Genomic DNA, 19,327 nt, shown 5'->3' on the forward strand with positions numbered 1-19,327 from the left:
AGCGAGTTACCATGCCCGGCAAACAGTCACGCTTCCTGATCGATACTTATCTTGCGGCCTTCAATGCAGGCGACACCAAGAAGATGGAAAGCCTGGTGGCCGAGGACCTCGTCCACGATGTCAATCAGGGCAGGCGCCGGGTCGGCAAGGACAAGTTCTGGTCCTTCAACGTGCACATGTCGCGCTGCTACAAGGAGCGGCTGTCCGACATCGTGCTGTTCGTCAATGAAGACGGCACGCGCGCCGCGGCGGAATACGTGGTTCACGGCACCTATCTGACCACGGACGAGGGCCTGCCGCCCGCAAACGGCCAGACCTACAAGGTTCCCGCCGGGAGTTTCTTCGAAATCCGCGACGGAAAGATCGCCCGCATCACCACCTACTACAACCTGCAGGACTGGATTGATCAGGTGAACGGTGGCGCCCAGGCCGTTTCCGAGAGCGGCTGAGTTCGGCGCCGTCTCCAAGATTTTCGCCGCGCAATAACGACCGGTATCGGCGGGGTGTGCGGGCACCTAGCACAAGACAAAAAAAGCGGCCTGCAGATACAGGCCGCTTTGTTATTTTTCACGGACAGGCGCTTACTCTGCAGCGTCCGCCCGGGCGCCGAAGTGGCGGGCAAGGTCGTCGGCGATGTCCGTGCGTTCCCAGCCGAAACCACCGTCCTTTTCCGGCTCACGGCCGAAATGGCCGTAAGCGGCGGTGCGGGCGTAGATCGGCCTGGACAGGTCAAGCTGCTCGCGGATGCCGCGCGGCGTCAGGCGAACCATCTCCCGCAAAGTTTCGCCCAGTGCGACCTCATCCACCTTGCCTGTGCCTTGCGTGTCCACATAGACGGCAACCGGCTCGGGAACGCCGATGGCGTAGGCGAGCTGGATCAGGCATTTGTCGGCAAGGCCGGCGGCGACCACGTTCTTGGCGAGATAGCGGGACGCATAGGCTGCCGAGCGGTCGACCTTGGTCGGGTCTTTCCCGGAGAATGCACCGCCACCGTGGGGCGCTGCGCCGCCGTAGGTGTCGACGATGATCTTGCGGCCGGTCAGGCCGGCATCGCCGTCAGGTCCGCCGATGACGAAGCGGCCGGTCGGGTTGATGTAGATCCGGTCCTCCGGAACCGTCCAGCCGGCTGGCAGGGCGTTCTGGATGAAGGGCAGGACGATCTCGCGCACGTTGTCCTGGGTGACGTCTTCCCCGTGCTGGGTCGAGACGACAACCGCGTCGATGCCGGCCGGGCGGCCGTTTTCGTATTTCAGCGTGACCTGGCTCTTGGAGTCGGGTCCAAGGCCGGGCTCAGCGCCGGATTTGCGCGCTTCGGCCATGGTCCGCAGGATCTTGTGCGACAGCAGGATCGGTGCCGGCATCAGCTCTTCGGTCTCGTTGCAGGCATAGCCGAACATGATGCCCTGGTCGCCTGCGCCTTCCTCGCCCTTGTCGCCTTCGTCGACGCCCATGGCGATGTCGGCGGACTGCTGGTGCAGGCGGTTGACGACTTCCATCGTCTTCCAGTGAAATCCGTCCTGCTCGTAGCCGATGTCGCGCACCGCGGCGCGGACCAGGTCTTCAACTCCGTCCATGACTTTCTGCGGGCCGCGCACTTCCCCGGCGATGGTGACGTGATTGGTCGTCGTCAGGGTTTCGCAGGCCACGCGTGCCTGGGGATCTTCCGCCAGAAAGGCGTCCAGGATGGTGTCGGAAATACGGTCGCAGACCTTGTCGGGATGGCCTTCGGAGACCGATTCACTGGTGAACAGCCAGGTTCTTTGTGTCATTGCACGTTCCTTGTTGGTGGAAATTGTACGTCCGGACACGGCGGCCGGTGGCCGCCGCGCTCTGTCGGACGTGAGGTGAATGAAGGTGGATCAGTCCGGCTTCTTGAACATCTGGATTCCCCAGGAGAGCTGGCCGGCATCGGCCGCTTCGACCCAGTTCAGAAGGCCCTGGGACATCTTGTCGAGATACTCCGCCGAAGCGCCTTCGCTGCGCAGCTTGTCGTATTGGGCAAGAAGGCCCTCACGCACCCGGAAATAGTGCGTGCGCAGCTGATGGGTCATTTCCCGCTGCTCGACAACTTCAAAGCCAAGCGTCTGCGCGGCTTCCCGGTAGAAGCGCATGGAGCCGAGGCTGTTGAGCTGCAGGCGGTCGTACACCGGCTTGAGGGCAGCCGGATCCGCATCGTCGGCCTGCATCGGGTCGGTGAAGATGAAGTACCCACCCGGTTTCAGCACGCGGTACACCTCTTCCAGCACCTTCTGGCGCTGGTCGGAGTGCAGGATCGCGTCCTGGCTCCAGACGACCTCGAATTTCGCCGCCTCTTCCGGAACATCCTCAAAGGCGCCATGCACGACGCGGATCTTGTCCGCAAAGCCCTGCTGAATGTTCCGGTGCCGGTTGGTGTCGTTCTGAACGTCGGAAATGTTCAGGCAGACGGCCGAGCAGCCGGTTTCACGCACGACCTTGCGCATGGCCCCGCCATAGCCCGAGCCGATGTCCAGCACGGTGGCGTTTTGGTTGAGGTTGGGAAGCATCTTCACCATTTCGTCGATCGTGAGATCGGACGCGGTGCGGATGTCGGTAGAGTCGTCATAGAGACCGATATGCAGGTCCTGTCCGCCCCACACGTGGCTGTAGAACGTGTCCGCATCATCGCTGTCATAATAGGTTTCTGCGACTTCCCGGATGTCCTGCTTGCCGTCTTCCGTCGTCGCACCACCCCAGCGCACAAGGTGCAGGCTGGATTTTTCCGCGATGTGGATGAAGAAATCCGGCTCGCTTTCGGCGTAGCTCTCCTGGAAGTCACCATAGGTGCGCACCCGCTCGAAACCGGCCTCCGACAGAAGCCGGCGCATGTAGTTCTTGCGGATCGGGCACATGTTGAGAGTGTATTCGGAGCCGTCCGGAAAGCTGTAATTGAACCGGGCGAGACCTTCGTCGATATAGGTCGGCTCGGCTTTCACCTTTTCGCCGGCATAATAATACTTGTGCTTGTTCGAATAGCCATGATCCAACATGGAATCGTAGTTGCGCTGATCGAGGATCAGGATGCCGTCATGCTTCAGGGCGGCGTAGAATTCGGCAAGTGCCCGGCGACGGTCCTTTTCGTCATGCAGGTGCGTGAAGGAGTTGCCGAGGCAGATAATGGCGTCGTATTTGCCCTGAATGTCCCGGTTGAGCCAGCGCCAGTCGGCCTGAACGGTCTTCAGGATCATGCTGCGCTTCTGGCCGTTTTCAAAAGCCTTGGCGAGCATTGCCGCCGAACCGTCCGCGGAGGTGACGTTGAAGCCGGCGCGGGTGAGGCGCACGGAGTGGAAGCCGGTGCCTGTGGCAACGTCGAGAACGGTCTCCTTGCCGCGGGCGCGCAGGATATCAATGAAAAACTGGCCCTCGCTGTCGGCACGCGCGTCCCAGTCGATCAGTTCATCCCACTTCTCGACGAAGGACATGATGTACTCACCGCGATAAAGGTCCGTTTCACGGTTCGCGATCGGGTCCTGACCATAGGCCTGCTCGTCCAACTGCAACTCGGCGTTAACAGACGCGTGCTTTGCCTGCATGGCATGCTTCTCCTTTAGTTGTTCGGCGCAGCGTCAACCGGATTTCAAAGGGCCCCTTGGGTAGCCCCAACCGAACGCGCACGCTCTCACACCGCCCGGTGGGGGCGGCGAAAAACTGATCTTGTCTCGTTTTGAGTCCGGCGATCGTGCGAGGTGCACGGGGGTGGAAACTACGGCGCCCAATGAACGGGGCCGGGTGCCGGACCAGGCAGCAGATGTGCAAGCGATAGCCGATGGCTATCAAAGGGGCCGGTAAATCGATTTTAAAGCCTCACCGGACCGCCGTGATCGGCGCACACCCTCATGCCTGAAAGTGGCGCAACCTTAACAAAAGGCAGGTTCATTTCAACAGCTGCCGCGGGAAAGACGGTGCTTTGCGCGCAGGATATGCCGTAAGCAATTGTAAGAACATGGAAAATTTTTTTGCAAAATTTTTCTGACAACGCGAATGCCGCGGCAATCTTCAGTGCGCTGCAGTGCGGGAAGCGTTTGTAAGCGCAATGAAAATTATATCCAGTTTATTCTTAAAATTGAAGTTTTTCTCCGGATTTTCTTACTGGTAGTGATGCAGATATTTGTGATTCTTGTGGTTGTTCGTTTTGTGGCGTGGGCGTGAGGCGAATTAGTCTGTGTTTTACCCAGAAGCTTCAGTTTAGGACATACCAACTATCGGCTTCCGTGCGACCTCTTCCCGGGCAGGTTCTGCCCGGCTTCCGGCGCCTTCGCGCCTTGAATACAGTCGGCTCCAGAGCCGCGAGTGCATCCGATTTTATGAGCCCGTAACTTAACATCCCGAGCCTGACAGGCAGCACGAGCGGACGATCTCGTTGTTGTTGCAGCAGTCCTGCATGAGGTAGCGGACAAGGGTGCCGATGGCAGTAAAATCCACGCGGTAACTGATCTGGCGCGACTGCCGGCTGGCAATGACCAGGCCGGCCTCGGCCATGTTGGACAGGTGGAACGAGGTGCGCGAGGGCGTTGCCCCCACGGCCTCGGCGATTTCCCCGGCAGGCAGACCCTCCGGTCCGGCCGCCACAAGGCGCTTGAGGATTCGCAATCGCGTTGCGCTGGAGAGAGACGAAAAGGCCGCCAGGGCTTCTGCTTCGTTCATATTTCAAACTTTCTTGAAATGTCTTGCGTTCTGTGTCATCTCGTATATTTCAAGAATCATTGAAATGAAAGGAGAGGGTCATGACCCCGAATCAGCTTCTTGAATCCCTGAATGCGCTCCCTGCGGACGCCCCGCTGGTTTTTCACACCGAGGCAGGGCCTATCGGTGACGGCTACCACGTAACGGAGCTCAAGCACGCCCGGATCACCAGCATCGACTGCGGCGCGCGTGTTGCCCAGTGGGACGAGGCTTCGCTTCAGCTGCTGGACGGCCAGGGCGAGGAGCACATGGCCGTCGGCAAGTTTTCCGCGATCGTCCGGCAAAGCATCCGCCGGGTAAAGGCTCTGGCCGAGTGCCCGATGCATGTCGAATTCGCCCATGGCAACAGCGGGTTGCGCATATACCAGTTGTCCGGACCGCGGCTGGAAGAAGGTGTCGTCGCCGTTCATCTCGCTGAAGGGCGTGCCCGTTGCAAACCGGCCCTGGAACAGGCTGCGGCGGGGAGCGAAGGCGGGTGTTGCGGAGCCGGTGCGCGAACTCAATGCTGTCGCTGACTTGATCGCCTCAGATCCGGTTTGCCAAAGCCGGTAGCCGCAACAGCGCGGACTTCCTGACCGCGTTTCCAACCACATTCATCCGACGTGTCGGTGCCTTTTTCCGCTCTCCCGAAAAGCGCGGCCGGTTGCGGCATTGACACGTCACTAAATAACTATATAACCAGAAATATAGTTATATTATACTCGAGGCGACAATGGATCTGGAAGAAGCCGCACAAGGGTTCGCCGCGCTGGGCTCGGAGGCCCGCCTGCAAGTGGTGCTGACGCTGGTGAAGGCGGGGCAGAAGGGGCTGACGGTCGGAGACATCCAGTCGCGCACCGGCATGGCCGCCTCGACGCTCGCGCATCACCTGAGGTTCCTGTCGTCCGCGGGGCTGGTGAGCCAGGAAAAGGACGGGCGGACGGTGATCAACCGGGCCGCCTTCGATCACCTGGAAAGCCTTGCCGGCTACATCCTGAAGGAATGCTGTGCCGAGGAGAAGACCTGCACGGATACCAGTGGTGCGGCCGGCGTGGAAAGGGAGATTGCAAATGACTGATGCACTGGAAACGCTCAGCCCGTCGGGTGGAGCCGGTGAGGCGAGTTGCTGCGCGCCCAAGTCCGCCTGCTGCGCGGCGCCCGCGTCCGGACCGTCGTGGTGGAAGACGATCCCGGGACGCAAGTATCTGTTCTCGACTTGGGCGACCGTGCTTGGTGGACCGCTGCTGGTGTTGATCTTCGACCGGCCGGAAGCGCTGAATTTCGTCACCTTCGCCGTCAAGGCCTTTGCCGGTACGCTTCCCTATATCGCCTTCGCGGTTGCCCTGATCGCCTGGCTGAAGGCCGCCGGGGCGGAAGCCTATGTCGGCAGGGCGTTCGCGGGGCGGGAGAGGCAGGCGATCGTCCTTGCGGCTCTCTTCGGCGGGCTCGCGCCGTTCTGCTCCTGCGAGGTCATCCCCTTCATTGCGGGATTGCTTGCAGTCGGCGCGCCGCTTTCCGCCATCATGGCTTTCTGGCTGTCCTCGCCGCTGATCGATCCGCCGACGCTTTTGATTACCGCGGGGGCTCTGGGCTGGTCCTTCGCGATCGGCAAGGCGGCCTTCGCCGTCACGCTGGGGCTCCTGGGCGGCACCGCGGTTGCCCTGGCCATGCGGGCAGGTGCCTTTGCCAATCCGGTCAAGGTACCGTCCTCTGCCGGCGGCAGCGGCTGCGGGGCGTCACCGCAGACCGGGCGTCCGGTCTGGCAGTTCTGGCACGAGGGGACACGCCGGGAGAAGTTCGTTGCCGAACTGAGGGCCAATGCCGGCTTTCTCGTCAAGTGGCTGGCGCTCGCTTACGTCCTGGAGGCGGCCCTGGTCACCTATGTGCCGGCGGACATGATCGCAAGTGCCGTCGGGGGCGACGGGATTGGCGCCATCGTCATTTCCGCTCTGGTCGGCATGCCGGCCTATCTCAACAGCTATGTAGCACCGCCGCTGCTTGCCGGTCTCATGGACCAGGGCATGAGCGCAGGTGCCGCCATGGCCTTCATGATTGCCGGCGCCGTCAGTTCCATTCCGGCAATGGCGGCGGTCTGGTCGCTTGTCAGGCCGCAGGTCTTTGCCGTCTATCTCGGGCTGGGCTTTTTCGGCGCCGTGCTTTCCGGCCTTCTGTTCCAACTCGTCATCTAGGCAGGTTCCCTCAATGCAGACCCAGGTCACGGTAACGGTTGCGCCGCATCCGGATGCTTGCCGGAAGCTGCTGGTCCCGACCGGCATCCCGACCCCGCACCAGATGCCGGTACGGTTCGAGATTTCCGGCGGGGCGTTCTGCCTCACCGGGGAATGCGCCACGGGGCAGATGCCGGCCCTTGTGACGCCGGAGCGCGGGCAGCCGATCACGGTCCGCTACAGATACCGGGACGGCGGACCGGGTTATCCCGATGCCGCCTTCACCCCGCGCCTCAACCGTTTCACCCGGGCCGCCCATGCGCTTGCGGAAGATGCAATCCGAATTTCCGGGGACTCGCCCGACGGGCATGCCGCCATCCAGGCCCTCGTCAACGCGGCGGCGGAGAAATTCCGCTACGCCCATCCGGACGCGCGGTTCACCGACGGCTGCGAGGAGATCCCTCACCTTTCCTGCGGTCTCACGGAAGGTTCCTGTGTCGACATCAACACCTATCTGATCGCCTCTCTGAGAGCCGCCGGTTTCGAGGCGGGCTACATCACCGGGTATTTCTTTCCGGAAGAAAAGAACGGCGGCTGCGACGACATGCATTGCTGGGTGGTGACCCGCCATGACGGCGTGGTGCTGGAATGGGACATTGCCCATCACCTGAAGATGGGCACCCGCACGATCCGTTGCGGATTGAACCCGAAGCCGGGTGACCGGGTGGCCGTCGCGCATTCCATGGGGCTCGCGTTTCCCGAACTCGGCCTGTCCGGCGAAAAGCTGATGGCCGAACCGCTGTGGGTTTCGGAGAACGGGCTGGATAAGGCGGCGATCACCATCCGGCGTGAAATCAGTCAGGAGGCGGCGGCAGCGTAAAGCCGCGCAACTGAGTTGTCACAGTCGCAGCCTTCCCTCCTGCGCAGGTGCGGATTTCGCAAGGTCGGAACTCAAGCCTAATTTTTAGCACCTGCTCACAAACCAGCCCGGCTGGAAACACATATCCGGCATGTACGCTTTGCGGCAGATCGTCCCTTGCGCCCGGCAATGGCGACGTTAATCTGGCGCTCCACACCGCAGGATAATTCTCATGACGATACTCATTGCCGGGGCCGGCATTTCCGGTCTTTCAACCGCCTGGGCGCTGACGAAACGCGGCATTCCGGTCACGCTTCTGGAACAGGGGCCGATTCCCAATCCCCTGTCGGCCTCCGGCGATCAGCACCGCATTATCCGCCGCGCCTATGGCGGGCAGGGCGGATATCAGCGCCGCATCGGCGATGCCTATGCCGCCTGGGACGAAATGTGGGACGACATTGGCCGAAAGCACCTGGTCGAGACGGGATTCATGCTGCTGTCCCAGCAGCCGGGCGACGGCGGCGAGGTCTATCGGGACGGCCTTGCGGTGGGCGGTTATCCCTTCGAGGAGCTTTCTCCGGCCGAAACGGCGCAGCGCTATCCGTTCATCGATCCGGCGACCATCCGCTATGGCGCGGTCAGCCAGGAGGGCGGCGTGCTTCTCTGCCAGAAAATCGCCGCCGATCTGCGCGACTGGCTGATCGCCAATGGCGCGAACGTACGGGAAAACGCAGAGGTTACGTCCGTCGATGCCGCGGCCGGGGCCGTCACGCTGGCGGACGGCAGCACGCTGACCGGCGATCATGTGGTGGTGACGGCGGGTGCCTGGACGCTGGGGCTCTTTCCCGGGCTCGCGCAGAGCCTAACCACCTATCGCACGGCCGTCGTCTATCTTACCCCGCCGGAAGACCTGCGCGAAGCGTGGGAGCGCTGTCCCGCCATTCTGGATCCGGGCGGTCCGATCGACGGCTATGTCCTTCCTCCCGTCGCGGGAACGGGCCTGAAGTTCGGCGCCGGCATTCACAAATACAAGGCGCCGCCGAACCGCGACAGGACGCCTGCACCGGGCGAAGGGGAAACGCTCCGCAACCACTTCTCGCCGCCCTTCGCGCGGATCGAAGAATACCGCGTCGACGATGTGGTCACTTGCGCCTACACCTTCACATCCGACGAGCATTTCTTTGCGACCACGCAAGACAAGGCCACCATCGTCTCCGCCTGCTCCGGCCATGGCTACAAGTTCGGCGCGGTGGTCGGGCAGAAGCTGGCCGAGGGCGTCGTCTCAAAGGATTTCGAGCGCGCGCGCATATGGCTGGAAGCGAGGGATTGAACCGGGACCGTCACAAGTTGAGGAAGCGAACGGCGGTTCGTCGTCCGCAGTTCTCCTTCTGCCACCTGCCCGTCATCAACGGGCCGAGAACATTCTCATGAGACCACCGTCCCTCAGTGCAATCTGGTGGTAGAGGGCGCCAAGGACGTGCAGGGCTGTCAGGATGATGAACAAGGGCTTGGCAAGCTCGTGGATTTCCCCGGCAGTGTGAACTCCGCCGTACCAGGCCACCAGGCCAGTGATCGGTACCAATACCATGGCGATGTAAAGCAGGCCGTGAACAGCCCGGGCGGCAAGCTCCTGCGGCCTTGACGAGGGCAGCGGCGCAGGGACGCCGTATCTGGCGCGCACGAGCAGGCGGACGATCGTGAGCGCGAGAACCGCGATGCCCACCCAGATATGCGCGTTGCCCATGAAAACGGTAATCGCATCCGGCGTGCCGCCGTCTTTCAGGGCTCGTCCGAGATCCTTGATGCGCTCGCCGAAGATGAGCTGAAACAGGATCGCGGCTGCGATAAGCCAGTGAAGAGCGATATGAAGGGGGCTGTAGGAAGCTGGATTTGTCCTGGACATGGCTGGTCTGGTCTCCACAAGTGACGGAAAACGCAGGATTAATCTGCCATATTCACAGATTCGAAACTAGCTGATTAATGTAATGATTTGTAACCACGGGTATCAGCCGGTAAGGCCGGGGTTGGGGGCGGTCCGTGCCAGCCACTCTCGACAGGGAGTAGGAAAGGTCAGGCTTTCGCCCGGCCTTCCTCGACCGCATCCAGAATGAAGCGCGGCAGCGCAAAGGCGGCCGCGTGAACGTCCGGCGTGTAATATTGCGTCGTGAAATCGGCTGCCCTGAAGCGTTCCTCCAGAACCGAAACGACCTGCCGGCGCAGGTCCGGATTGTCGCTCGCCCAGCCCAGCGCCATGTGGCCGCCGAAATAGGTCGGGATCGCGGCGACATAGGCAGCGGCATCCTTGAAGATCCGCGAGAAGCGCTCGATGCTGGTGACGAGTTCCTGCTTTTGCAGGAACGGCACGCCGTTCTGCGTCACCAGAACGCCGCCCGGTGTCAGCAGGCGGTGGATGTTGCGATAGAACGCTTCTGAGAACAGCACGGCGCCCGGCCCGTGCGGGTCGGTGCTGTCGACGATCACGACGTCGAAGCGGCGCTCCGTTTCAGCGGAGAACTTTATGCCGTCGGCAATCACCAGCTCGAAGCGCGGATCATCCAGGACGCCCTGGTTGAAGTCGCCGAAATGCTCCCTGGAGAAATCGACGACCGAGCCGTCGATTTCCACCTGCACCAGCTTGTCGACGGATGCATGCTTCAGCACCTCTTCGGCAAGGCCGCAGTCGCCGCCGCCGACGATCAGCACGTCCCGGGCCGCGCCATGGGCGAGGATCGGCACATGGGACATCATCTCGTGATAGATGAATTCGTCCGCGGTCGTGACCTGGGTGACGCCGTCCAGCATCAGCACCTTTCCGAAGACCGGATTGGAAAAGAGCACCAGATCCTGGTGCTCCGTTTTTTCCTGATAAAGGATCTCGTCGCAGGTGTAGCTGACCTGCACCCCCGGATAGAGGGTTTCGTTGAAGTGCAGGCCGTCGCTCATTCCGCTGCTTCCATCGCATGCGGTTTGGACAGCTGAGAGGCGACTTCCCGGCCTCGCAGCAGTTCGGAAACCGCCGTCTTGCCCGGGTTGAACGCCTTGCGCAGAACGTCCACGCATTTCTCGGGCCGCGCGTCGCCGCACATGAACACGTCGAAGGCCGCATAGCCGGCTTCCGGCCAGGTGTGGACGGAAATGTGGCTCTCCGCCAGCACGGCCACGCCCGACACGCCTTTCGGTTCGAACGGGTGAAGGTGAATATGCAGCAGCGTTGCCCCGGCTTCCTCGACGCATGTGCGCAATGTCTGTTCGACATAGGGCAGATCGTCGAGCCGCTCGGCGTCGTAAAGATCAATGATCAGATGCGCACCAGCGCAGTGGATCCCTTCCTTCTGGATGAAGTGATCCAGGCGGTCGTCTGCAAAAACAGATGCAGCGGCCGAATTGTTTTCTTCCTTCTGGGTGGTGCTTCTTGGCTCGGCAACGCAACCTGCGCCTTCTGCTACACGAGCCTCCAAGTCCATCCCCAGTTCGAAGAGGGCGTTGGCTTTCATATCGCTCTCCCAAACCAGCAGATGTACCCGGTGATTTTCCGGAGCGCCCTCCATACAGAAATTGCTTTTTGATCTCAATGGGTAACTTCACGAATTTTTTCTGGCAATATCGCCCCCATGCCTACCGCACCGGAGACTGCTGTGCCTTGAAAGCAAATCATTCCGCCAAAAGAGGGGGTTAGCGATGGCCGTCGAAATCAGGACCTTGACGGGAGAGGAGCTCAAAACGGCGCTGGCCGATCTCGCTCATCTGAGGATATCGGTCTTCCGGGACTGGCCCTATCTTTACGACGGCTCTGCCGACTACGAGGCGAAGTATCTTCAGCGCTACGCGCAGAGCGACGGCGCTGTGATCGTCGGCGCCTATGACGGGGGAAAGCTTGTCGGCGCCGCCACCGGCGAACCGCTCCGCAAGGAACTGGAAGCCTTCCGCGCCCCGTTCGAAGCGCGCGGGTTTTCCTGCGGCGATATCTTTTACATGGCGGAATCGGTTCTCGACCCGGCCTGGCGCGGGCAGGGCATCGGCCACCGCTTCTTTGACGCGCGCGAGGCCCATGCAAGACAGCTCGGCTTCGGCAAGGCCGCCTTTTGCGCGGTCGTCAGGCCGGACGACCACCCGCTCAGGCCACAGAGCTACCGGCCGCTCGACACGTTCTGGCGCAAGCGCGGCTACGAGAAACTCGACGGGCTGATCGTGCGGTTTCCCTGGAAGGATGTCGGGGATACGCGGGAAACCGAAAAGCCGATGCAGGTCTGGTTCCGGTCTCTTTGAGAGGCCCGCCCCGGCTGGTCGGCCGGGGCGCCCGGAAAGCGGGGCAGGGGCGTTACTTCAACGTCCAGCGGATCGTGACGGTGGCGCTGATGGACTGTTCGCCGGCCTCGATCGGGACCGCGTCGGCCCTGGCCATCATCATGCCTTCGGCGCGCATGCCCAGCGGCCGCGGCATCCGGATGCCGGTCTCAATGATGGAGTCGATATTGCCGAGGTCCACACCGGCGGCCGCGGCGAAAACCTCCGCCTTGTGGCGGGCGGCCTCGACGGCTTTCGTGCGCGCTTCATCCAGCTTTTCTTCCGGATCGCTGACTTCGAACCGGATGCCGTCGACGGAATTCGCGCCGCTTTCGACCACCAGGGTCAGCAGGTCTCCGAGCCTGGCAAGATCGCGGACATTGACTTCCACGCCGTTGCGCACCTCGTAGCCGATAATGTTCGGCTGGCGATCGCCGCCGTTGTCGTTGCGCTCGTAACGCGGAGAAATGTTGAAGCCGCGTGTCTGAATGTCCTTTGGCTCGATGCCATGGCTCTTGATCGCCTCGATGGCCTTTGCAATGGCCGCCGAGTTGTCGGCCAGGGCGCCGGACGCCGTCTTGGCGGTCGTGACCACGCTGGCGGTGATCACGGCCATGTCCGGGGCAACGGCAACCGTTCCCTCACCTTCCATGGTGATCGTGCCGGCCGGGGCGGCCTCCTGGGCCACGGCCGGTACCGTGATTGCGAGCGCCGCGGTGAGGCCGGCGGCAAGCGCGGCGTTGCGGACAATCGTCAGGCCGCGCCGGGGCAGGAGGTCGGGCAAAGTTTTCATGAGACAGTTCCTTTTTTGAAATCAGCTTTTCCGGCGCAACATCATCTGCCATTGCGGCAGCGTTAAGGCTTTCCGGTTCAGCTTCCGTTCATTTTTCAAGGGCTTGCAGGAGATACGCGGGTCACTTCAGCTCCGCCTGGAGCCCCGTCCGCGGCAACCCGACCTCGCCGGTTTGCGACAGCAGCACCGCGATCGGCCGGGAGCTTTCGAACCGGGCGCAGACGAGGACGATCATCACCGTCAGCGGCACGCACAGAACCGCGCCGACAACGCCCCATATGGCTCCCCAGAAGGCCAGCGACAGCATGATCACCAGGCCCGACAGGTTGAGATTGGAGCCCATCAGTCGCGGCTCGATGAAATTTCCGATCGTGAACTGGATGGCGCCGAGACCGCTGGCAATGGCGAGGAAAGGCCCCAGGGTGTCGTAATAGACGGCGGCGAGAACGCTTGGAAAGACGACGCTGATCATCGAGCCGATAGTGGGAATGTAATTCAGCAGAAAGGCGATGAAGCCGAAGAGCGCCGCATAGGGCAGGCCGATGGCGATCAGCACCAGGCTGGTCAGCACGCCGGTGACAACCGAGACGGCGGTCTTGATCGAGAAATAATGCATGATCGAGCGGTTGATCTCCTCTCGAATCGCAAAGGCCGCCTCCGCCTGCGCCGGGCTGGCGAACAGGCGCTCGAACTTGCGGTCGAAGGTGGATTGTTCCAGAATCAGGAACAGCACATAGATGAAGACCAGGCTCGCCGAGCCCGCGATCGTGGTGACCAGGCTGGCACCGGCGGTCACCATGCGCGGCACGATCGAGTCCGGCAGAAGGTCCCGCAGTTCGATCGGATCGTTCAGGTGCAGAAGGGTGGATATCTGGGCGAACAGCTCTTCGAGGCGGCGCTGGTACGTCGGGGCGTCCTGGGCAAGTTGCGTGAGATTGGCCATGACGATGTCCAGAACGACTGTGCTCACCACGAAAATCGTCAGGAGCGCCAGCGAAAAGCTGACAAAACCCGGCAGTCGCCAGCGGCCGATCGGGATCCGCGCGAAGAGATGCGACAGCGCGTTGATCATGTACCAGACGATGAGCGCTATGACGAAGGGCAGCAGCAGCGAGCGGCCGACGACCAGCAGCCAGCCGATCAGGCAAACGAGCAGAACGCTCAGCGTGACGGATAGAAGCGGTGATCGCATGGAGGCTCCGGCAGATGACATATGCAGAATTCACGTCGCCCGGAGCTTATACCAATGCTCGACGATTGCGACCCGCCTGATCGGCCAAGCCGGCCTGCCGGACGCCGCAGGCGGGTGAAACCGGCGGGCGCGAACGACTGCCTTTGCCGGTTCGCCGACGTGCCGCCGCCGGCCGGCCACCCGCTTTTCCATACGATTTTGAGCCTGAATCTGCAAAGCACTTGCTCCGGGAAGCCGCTATGGTATAGGGAGACCTGCAGCAACGGCGGTCTCATCCGACGGTCGCCGTTCGTGGGCCTGTAGCTCAACTGGTTAGAGCCGTCCGCTCATAACGGATTGGTTGGGGGTTCGAGTCCCTCCAGGCCCACCACTCCACTTTCGGGGTGTTGATTTTCCTGCATTTTTTCCTATTTTTGTCTCGCTTGGTTTGCCGTCGGGAGAGTTGTAGCTGCAGCGCAGGTTCTATTGACTAATCGGCAGGATGACCTTTAGGCATTTGTTTCGTTTTGACCGGTACTGTGAGCTCAACCCGAGGGCGTGATCGCCTTAGCTGAGGGTTGTTGGAGATTTCTCGACCGCGAGATGCAATGCCGAAGTCATTCTTTTCCCGATTTGGCGCCAGCCATATCCTGACGCGGCCGAGTTTGGTCAGCGTTGCCGCCGTCGGTATCGCGTTCGCGGTAACCGTCGTTGCGGGGGTATTTGCGGAAGTGCAGAACCGGTCGGTTCATCTGCAACGCGCGCGCACGAATGTCGGCGAACAACTGGGCATGGTCCGGGCCCGGCTCGAGGGCAACGTCAACAGCAATCTGCAATTGGTGCGCGGCCTGGTGGCGCTGATCGCCACGCAGCCGGACATCGACCAGGACCAGTTCGGCCGCATTTCCAGCAGTCTCATCGGCAACCACTCGCAACTGCGCAATGTTGCCGGGGCTCCGGATCTCGTCGTCAGCCTGATGTATCCCATGGCGGGCAACGAAAAGGCCATCGGGCTCGATTACCGCAAGAACGAACAGCAACGCGATGCGGCCCTGCGGGCGGTCAGATCCGGGCAGATGGTGCTGGCCGGGCCGGTCAATCTGCTGCAGGGCGGCACGGGCTTCGTTGGACGGTTTCCCGTCTTCACGGAAAATGCCGATGGCACCAGGGGCCTGTGGGGCCTCGTTGCGGCGGTGGTCGATGCCGAGCGCCTTTATGCCGACAGCGGCCTTCTCGATCCGGATCTTCCGATCGAAATCGCACTCTCCGGCCGCGATGCGACGATGAAGGACAAGACCCTCTTCTTCGGCGAGGATAGAATCCTTTCCAAAAACCCGGTCCTGTCGGAAGTCGTTCTGCCGACCGGGCGCTGGCAGATCGCTGCCATCCCGCGCGGCGGCTGGTCGGCCATGCCCGGCAACACCTGGCAGGTCAGGCTGCTGTTTCTGGCCGGCGGGCTGCTCGTCCTGCTGCCGATATTCATTGCCGGTCAGCTTTACGATCAACGCCGGGAGCATATTCGCGAACTGAAGCGGCGCCAGCTCCAGATGGAAAGCCTGTCGCAGCGCCTGAAGCTGGCACTGGACACGTCGAAGATCGGTATCTGGGAACTCAATCTCGGTACCGGGGAATTGACCTGGGACGAGCGCATGTGCGAGCTGTACGACATCCCGGCGGGGCGCGATACATCGCAATACGATGTATGGGCCGAATCCCTGCATCCGGAAGACCTGAAGCGTGCCGAGAAGGAATACTGGGACGCCATTAACACCGGCGGCACGTATCATTCCGACTTCCGGGTGATCCTGCAGGACGGCACGACGCGATGGATCAGGGCCATTGGCGCCGTGCACACCAATCTCCGCGGCCAGCGCTACATTCTCGGCGTCAACTGGGACGTATCGACGGATATCCGGCTGAAAACCCGGCTGCTGAACGCCAAGCAGAACGCCGAGGAAAGGAACCGCGAGCTGGAAGACGCGCGTGCGCTGATGGAACACCATTCGCTTCACGACAGTCTCACCGGCCTGCCGAACCGGCGCTTCCTTGACCGGCAGCTTCTGGAAGAGCAGTCCCCCCAAAAACCGACGGCCCTCTTGCATATCGACCTCGACCGTTTCAAGCACATCAACGATACGCTCGGCCATGCCGCGGGCGACAGCATGCTCACGCACGCGGCCTCGGTGTTGCAGGAAAATGCCGGTCCCGACGACTTCGTCGCGCGCATCGGCGGCGATGAATTCGTCATTGCCGTCACGGAGCCGACGGACGAGACGAAGCTTGCCGGACTGGCCGGCCGGATCATCGAGCAGATGCGCCAGCCGGTTCCCTTCGAGAGCCACCAGTGCCGGATCGGCGTCAGCATCGGCATTGCCATGGCCGACACCACCTTGAGTGATTACGGCCGGCATCTCCTCGTCGATGCCGACATTGCGCTCTACCGCGCCAAAAGCAATGGCCGCAATCGCTTCGAGTTCTTTTCCGACACGCTCAAATCCGAGATCATCCGCAACAAGCGTGTCGCGGACGACATCCTGAGCGGACTGGAGCGGCAGGAATTCCTGCCCTTCTTCCAGCCCCAGTTCGACGCCAGGACCCTGGAGATCACTGGCGTCGAAGCCTTGGCGCGTTGGAACCATCCCGACGAGGGTATCCTGACGCCGGATATCTTCCTCAGGACAGCCGATGAACTCAACGTTGTTCCGCTGATCGACCGCATCATCCTGGAACAGACGCTTTGGCAGTTCACGCGCTGGAAGGCAGCGGGAATCGCGATTCCCAAAGTGTCGGTCAACGTGTCGGCGGGCCGGCTGAACGACGCCGACCTGATACAGAGCCTCGACGGCCTTTCCTTCGAGCCGGGCTCTCTGTCGTTCGAACTGCTGGAGTCGATCTTCCTTGACGACCAGAACCAAGTCATCGCTGCCAATTTCGAGCGCCTGAGGGAGCTGGGGATCGACATCGAGATCGACGATTTCGGAACCGGTTACGCGTCCATCGTCAGCCTCATCCATCTTCGTCCGGCACGCTTGAAGATCGATCGCCAGCTTGTCATTCCGATCACCCATTCCGAAAGCCAGCGCCGCCTGGTTGCCTCTATCATCGAGATCGGTCAGTCGCTCGGCATCAAGGTTCTCGCCGAAGGCGTGGAAACGATGGAGCACGCGGCGATCCTGCGCGACCTCGGCTGCGACGCGCTGCAGGGATATGCCTTTGCGGCTCCGATGCCGTCCGCCAAATTGATCGAGTTCGTGCGCGGGGAGCTCTGGCGCAAGGCGTCATGACATCCCTGGGTACATTGCAGTGCGTGCGGAAGGGGTTTGAGACCAGCCGGCCGAACCCGACCGGTTGCGGGGGCGTCAGTCCGGCCAAGGCTCTTGTTTGCGTTCGTCGAAGCCGGGCACGCGGCCGGCTTCGGTTCCCCGCACGACCTCACCCACCAATCCATCCGCATCCATGAAGCTCGCCTTGAAGCTGCCAACAACCGCCGCCTATCGCGTCAAAAAGCCGTCATGCGCTCAATGAACCAGAACGCCGAAAGCGACCCGATGAAATAGGCGGCAGGCACCTGTGGCCGAGTGGACCATGCCAGCGGCTTGAGGGCCAAGACACTCAAAAGCACGAGCGCTATGAAGATCAATTGCCCTGCTTCAACGCCGAGATTGAAGGTGAGCAGCGCCAGCGGCACGTCCTTCTGCGGCAGGCCGATATCCCGCAGCGCTCCGCCGAAGCCGAACCCGTGCAGAAGACCGAAAAGAAAGGCGATGATCCACGGATAGCGGCTGGAGAGGTCACTGCGACCCTGCTGCTTGCGGACAACCTCGGCCGCGACGAACACGATACTGAGCGCAATCAGCGCTTCTATGGGCGGTTGCGGGATGGAGATGAGGCCGAGCGTTGCAAAGGCCAAGGTTATGGAGTGTGCGAGCGTGAAGGCCGTTATCGTGGCGATCAGCATGCGCCAGTTGCCGATGAGAAGAAGCAGCGCCAACACGAACAGGAGGTGATCGATCCCGAGCAGGATATGCTCGACGCCCAGGCCCAAATAGGTCGAGGCGGTCTCCAATGTCGTCGGCGACGCCGTCACCTGAAACGCCGGAGCGTCCGGGGTCAGCAGGCTCGTCTGTACTGTACCGTCCTGGCGTTCGACGCGCACCAGGACGTCGGTATAGGTACTCACGAGGCCGTCGACCGAAATCGTCCCACCGGCAAGCCCTCCCGGACACTGAACCTGCCAGTGGCGCAGGAGCGAGTCATCCTGTGGCAGGGAAACCGGCTCGGACACGTTCCTGCAGTTGCCGGGCAGCCGCACATGGAGAGAGAGGTTGAACTCGCCCCGCGCCGGCACCTTCCACAGGACCTTGAACGTCTCGCCGGGCCCCTCCGTCATTTCGAGATAGGCCGGTCGCAATTCGTGGGCGGTGGCGCCCGTGAGACACCAGAACAGCAGGACAATTGCAAGAGCCGAGCGCTTCATTTTGCCAGCGCTTCGCCCGCAGGCTTCGAAAGCTCGGGCGCAGGCTCGGGCATGAGAACCGATATCTCGTAAAGATCGCGCAATGCGCGGTACCGTTCTTCGATGAGGTTCCGCCGCTTTGCCGACAGCCAGTGCTCGAAGACGGTGTCGCGCACGTCCGTCAGCTTCGGATCATGGGTCTCCTGCCGCTCTTCGATCAGCACCAGATGCGAGCCGAAAGCCGATGGAATCGGGCCGATCCAACGTCCAGTCTCCGCATCCGCGAGCGCTTCGGCAAACTCGGGGCCGAAATGACGCGCGATCCGGTCGACGGAAGTCATCGGCAGGCCGGGAGGAAGCAAGGTCGGGTCGCCGGCTTCCTCCGGGCTTGTTCCTTCTTCAAGGCGCGCGAGCAGTTCGGCGGCATCCTTTTGGAAGTCCGCGCCGTGTTTCGCGGGGTCGAGAAAAACCTGGCGAAAGGCGATTGCTGCCGGAACGCGGAAGTCCGCGGCGTTCTGCTGCAAATGGGCCTCAAGTTCCGCGTCCGAGGGGCTGAGTTCTGCAGCGCTCGGCTCAATCAGGAACTCCATCTTCTGCTGCATGCGGCGGCGAAGAAGGGTATCGTCATGATCAAGGCCGATCTTTCGGCCTTCGCGATAATAAACCTCCTCACGGACGAAGGCCTCGATCAGGCCGTTCAATTCCTCGCGCGTCGGCGGCCTCTGGCGCGTTCGTTCGAACGTATCGTGCAATTGCGAGACCCGGCCGGGACCGACTTCGATCGTGCGTTCGTCCGGATCCGACGATTGCGGCCAGCCGGCAGCAAAACCATAGACTCCGAAAACGGCAAGACCGATCAGCAGGAACTGGACCAGCGGCTCGCCGAGGATACGGCGCATGACATTCATGCCGAACC

At 61.8% G+C, this 19,327-nt stretch carries 18 protein-coding genes and 1 tRNA gene; 9 read left to right on the forward strand and 10 right to left on the reverse strand.

The annotated features are described in order from the left end of the window. The first annotated feature begins 11 nt into the window (after positions 1–11). Positions 12–449, forward strand: a complete 438-nt coding sequence (locus ON753_RS04765; RefSeq protein ID WP_265961429.1) for a ketosteroid isomerase-related protein — start codon at positions 12–14, stop codon at positions 447–449. Positions 450–581: 132 nt separating this feature from the next. Here the strand turns inward: ON753_RS04765 and metK are convergent, their stop codons facing one another. The 3 genes from metK to ON753_RS04780 form a co-directional block, all read right to left on the reverse strand. After that, positions 582–1,769 carry a methionine adenosyltransferase gene (gene metK, locus ON753_RS04770; protein ID WP_265961430.1) on the reverse strand — a complete coding sequence of 396 codons (1,188 nt, stop codon included), beginning with the start codon at positions 1,767–1,769 and terminating at the stop codon, positions 582–584. A 90-nt stretch (positions 1,770–1,859) separates the two neighbouring features. After that, the gene (locus ON753_RS04775; protein ID WP_265961431.1) at positions 1,860–3,551 is read right to left on the reverse strand and encodes a glycine/sarcosine N-methyltransferase; all 1,692 of its coding nucleotides are present in this window, start codon (positions 3,549–3,551) and stop codon (positions 1,860–1,862) included. Positions 3,552–4,335: 784 nt separating this feature from the next. Continuing rightward, positions 4,336–4,662, reverse strand: coding sequence for an ArsR/SmtB family transcription factor (locus tag ON753_RS04780; protein ID WP_265961432.1), 327 nt, complete (start codon positions 4,660–4,662; stop codon positions 4,336–4,338). 80 nt (positions 4,663–4,742) lie between these two features. Here ON753_RS04780 and ON753_RS04785 point away from each other — a divergent pair, with 80 nt between their 5' ends. From ON753_RS04785 to ON753_RS04805, 5 genes are all read left to right on the forward strand, one after another. Further along, a complete protein-coding gene (locus ON753_RS04785) occupies positions 4,743–5,216 on the forward strand; it encodes a DUF6428 family protein (RefSeq protein WP_265961433.1) in 474 nt (157 codons plus the stop codon). A 197-nt stretch (positions 5,217–5,413) separates the two neighbouring features. Beyond that, positions 5,414–5,758, forward strand: coding sequence for an ArsR/SmtB family transcription factor (locus ON753_RS04790; RefSeq protein WP_265961434.1), 345 nt, complete (start codon positions 5,414–5,416; stop codon positions 5,756–5,758). Beyond that, positions 5,751–6,869 (forward strand): permease, encoded by a 1,119-nt coding sequence (locus ON753_RS04795; protein ID WP_265961435.1) that lies wholly within the window; start codon positions 5,751–5,753, stop codon positions 6,867–6,869. The genes ON753_RS04790 and ON753_RS04795 overlap by 8 nt, the downstream gene beginning before the upstream one ends. Before the next feature lie 13 nt (positions 6,870–6,882). Continuing rightward, positions 6,883–7,728 (forward strand): transglutaminase-like domain-containing protein, encoded by an 846-nt coding sequence (locus ON753_RS04800; RefSeq protein WP_265961436.1) that lies wholly within the window; start codon positions 6,883–6,885, stop codon positions 7,726–7,728. A 211-nt stretch (positions 7,729–7,939) separates the two neighbouring features. Further along, positions 7,940–9,037 (forward strand): NAD(P)/FAD-dependent oxidoreductase, encoded by a 1,098-nt coding sequence (locus ON753_RS04805; protein WP_265961437.1) that lies wholly within the window; start codon positions 7,940–7,942, stop codon positions 9,035–9,037. A gap of 75 nt (positions 9,038–9,112) precedes the next feature. Here ON753_RS04805 and ON753_RS04810 read toward each other — a convergent pair whose 3' ends face one another. The 3 genes from ON753_RS04810 to speD all read right to left on the reverse strand — a co-directional run bounded on the left by ON753_RS04810 (position 9,113) and on the right by speD (position 11,201). Then, entirely contained in the window at positions 9,113–9,610 is a 498-nt protein-coding gene (locus ON753_RS04810; protein ID WP_265961438.1) for a cytochrome b, read from the reverse strand. A 167-nt stretch (positions 9,611–9,777) separates the two neighbouring features. Next, positions 9,778–10,650 carry a polyamine aminopropyltransferase gene (gene speE, locus ON753_RS04815; protein ID WP_265961439.1) on the reverse strand — a complete coding sequence of 291 codons (873 nt, stop codon included), beginning with the start codon at positions 10,648–10,650 and terminating at the stop codon, positions 9,778–9,780. Then, on the reverse strand, positions 10,647–11,201 hold the full coding sequence (gene speD, locus ON753_RS04820) for an adenosylmethionine decarboxylase (RefSeq protein WP_265961440.1): 555 nt from the start codon (positions 11,199–11,201) through the stop codon (positions 10,647–10,649). Before speD ends, speE begins: the two co-directional genes overlap by 4 nt. A 184-nt stretch (positions 11,202–11,385) precedes the next feature. On the opposite strand from speD, the gene ON753_RS04825 reads away from it, so the two are divergent. Next, the gene (locus ON753_RS04825; protein ID WP_265961441.1) at positions 11,386–11,973 is read left to right on the forward strand and encodes a GNAT family N-acetyltransferase; all 588 of its coding nucleotides are present in this window, start codon (positions 11,386–11,388) and stop codon (positions 11,971–11,973) included. Positions 11,974–12,025: 52 nt separating this feature from the next. On the opposite strand, the gene ON753_RS04830 is transcribed toward ON753_RS04825, so the two are convergent. Together ON753_RS04830 and ON753_RS04835 are read right to left on the reverse strand one after the other, a co-directional pair. Beyond that, positions 12,026–12,784: an SIMPL domain-containing protein gene (locus tag ON753_RS04830; protein WP_265961442.1), complete on the reverse strand. Its 759-nt coding sequence runs from the start codon at positions 12,782–12,784 to the stop codon at positions 12,026–12,028. 121 nt (positions 12,785–12,905) lie between these two features. Beyond that, the gene (locus tag ON753_RS04835) at positions 12,906–13,976 is read right to left on the reverse strand and encodes an AI-2E family transporter (protein WP_265961443.1); all 1,071 of its coding nucleotides are present in this window, start codon (positions 13,974–13,976) and stop codon (positions 12,906–12,908) included. A gap of 293 nt (positions 13,977–14,269) precedes the next feature. Between ON753_RS04835 and ON753_RS04840 the strand changes: the two genes are divergently transcribed. Then, a tRNA-Ile gene (locus ON753_RS04840) sits at positions 14,270–14,346 on the forward strand. 217 nt (positions 14,347–14,563) lie between these two features. Next, a complete protein-coding gene (locus ON753_RS04845; protein WP_265961444.1) occupies positions 14,564–17,239 on the forward strand; it encodes a bifunctional diguanylate cyclase/phosphodiesterase in 2,676 nt (891 codons plus the stop codon). A gap of 215 nt (positions 17,240–17,454) precedes the next feature. Here ON753_RS04845 and ON753_RS04850 read toward each other — a convergent pair whose 3' ends face one another. Both ON753_RS04850 and ON753_RS04855 read right to left on the reverse strand, forming a co-directional pair. Then, positions 17,455–18,432, reverse strand: coding sequence for a HupE/UreJ family protein (locus tag ON753_RS04850; RefSeq protein WP_265961445.1), 978 nt, complete (start codon positions 18,430–18,432; stop codon positions 17,455–17,457). Continuing rightward, positions 18,429–19,319, reverse strand: a complete 891-nt coding sequence (locus ON753_RS04855; protein WP_265961446.1) for a peptidylprolyl isomerase — start codon at positions 19,317–19,319, stop codon at positions 18,429–18,431. The genes ON753_RS04850 and ON753_RS04855 overlap by 4 nt, the downstream gene beginning before the upstream one ends. Positions 19,320–19,327 lie beyond the last annotated feature (8 nt).

Source organism: Roseibium salinum, assembly GCF_026240905.1.
GTDB classification, from domain to species: Bacteria; Pseudomonadota; Alphaproteobacteria; order Rhizobiales; family Stappiaceae; genus Roseibium; species Roseibium salinum.